Source organism: Micromonospora sp. NPDC049089 (genome assembly GCF_040648775.1).
In the GTDB taxonomy this organism is placed as follows: domain Bacteria; phylum Actinomycetota; class Actinomycetes; order Mycobacteriales; family Micromonosporaceae; genus Micromonospora.
Window position 1 is genome coordinate 1 of record NZ_JBEZEH010000403.1, and the last position, 1,479, is coordinate 1,479.

At 71.0% G+C, this 1,479-nt stretch carries 2 protein-coding genes; both read left to right on the forward strand.

Annotation, left to right across the window (positions count from 1 at the left end):
- Positions 1-2 precede the first annotated feature (2 nt).
- Complete coding sequence (locus AB0B48_RS33120) at positions 3-506, forward strand: DCC1-like thiol-disulfide oxidoreductase family protein (protein ID WP_357208602.1); 504 nt, start codon at positions 3-5, stop codon at positions 504-506.
- Complete coding sequence (locus tag AB0B48_RS33125) at positions 469-1,167, forward strand: TetR family transcriptional regulator (RefSeq protein WP_357208605.1); 699 nt, start codon at positions 469-471, stop codon at positions 1,165-1,167. The genes AB0B48_RS33120 and AB0B48_RS33125 overlap by 38 nt, the downstream gene beginning before the upstream one ends.
- Positions 1,168-1,479 lie beyond the last annotated feature (312 nt).

Genomic DNA, 1,479 nt, shown 5'->3' on the forward strand with positions numbered 1-1,479 from the left:
CCTTGGCGAAGGCCAGCGCGAACTGGTCGGGGTTCTCCAGGAAGCGGCGGGAGATCTTCTCGTACGCCGGGTCGACGCGCAGCGACAGGTCCGTCCTGTTCGACGCCGCCTGCCCGATCTGCCGTGCCGCCCGCCGCTGGTTGTCGTCCCGCGCCCAGCTCGTACCCCTGGAGTTCGTGCCGGCCGGGTCCGCCGAGGCCCGGCGGCGCTTCCCCGGCCTGAACCACGACGCGACGCTGCGCGACCTCACCGTGATCGCCGACACCGGCGAGGTGTACGCGGGCGACGGCGCCTGGTTCGCCTGCCTCTGGGCGCTGACCGACCACCGGTCCACGGCCGAGCGGCTGGCCCGACCGCACCTGCTGCCCCTCGCCCGCCAGACGGTGGCCGCCGCCTCGGCGATCCGCGAGCGGACCCGCGACCCGTGGGCCGAGCCGACCGACGAACCGGCGGGATACGGTGACCTCGATGACCGAACAGCCTGCGCAGACGACCACTGCGGGTGACCCAGCCACCGCCCGGGGCGAGCAGACCCGGCAACTGATCCGGGACACCGCGATGCGGCTGTTCCGCGAACGCGGATACGCACAGACCACCATGCGGGCGATCGCGCAGGAGGCCGGCGTGGCGGTCGGCAACGCCTACTACTACTTCGGCTCCAAGGACCACCTGATTCAGGAGTTCTACGCCCAGTCCCAGGTCGAGCACCGGGCCGCCGCGCAGCCCGTGCTCGATCGGGAGGAGGCGTTCGGTCCCCGGCTCGCCGGAGTGCTGCACGCGGGGATCGACGTGTTGACGCCCTCACACGGATTCGCGGCGACCTTCTTCAAGACGGCGGCGGAACCCACCTCGCCGCTGAGCCCCTTCTCCGCTGAGTCCTCCGGCCCCCGACAGGCAGCCATCGACCTCTTCGGCGAGGTGTTGACCGGCTCGACGGCCAAGGTCGACGCCGAGCTGCGTCCACAGCTGCCCGAACTGCTCTGGCTCGCGTACATGGGCGTGATCCTCTACTGGGTGCACGACCGATCGCCGGGGCAGACCAAGACCCGCCAACTGATCGACGGGGCCGTGCCACTCGTCGATCGACTCGTGGCGCTGTCCCGACTCCGGGTCCTTCGGCCGGTGACCCGACAGGTGCTCGACCTGATTCGTACGCTCCGTCACTGATCCGACCGACCTCCTTCGGCTGGCGAAGCAGCAGGTCAAGTCCGCTTTTCGACACTCCGAACCGACAGCTTCAACCTTGCCCCGAGCCTGTTCGATACGTAGCGTGATCGACACGTAGCGGCCCGCCGCTACACCCGGAACCGGGGCCTGGGGGGAGGTTGCGGACCGTGGATCCGGCCCGGGATCCACGGTCCCCGCCCCAGACCCCCGGCCGCCCCCAAACCGCCCCCCCCCCACGCCCCCCCCGCACCACCCCCCCCCGAGCACACCTTAGTGGGGGGTTGACACGCTGCAAACCACGGGGGTGGAGGC

Excerpts from the sequence above, each read along its gene's own strand:
- AB0B48_RS33125 (WP_357208605.1), top strand. The coding sequence starts at position 469 with ATGACCGAACAGCCTGCGCAGACGACCACTGCGGGTGACCCAGCCACC.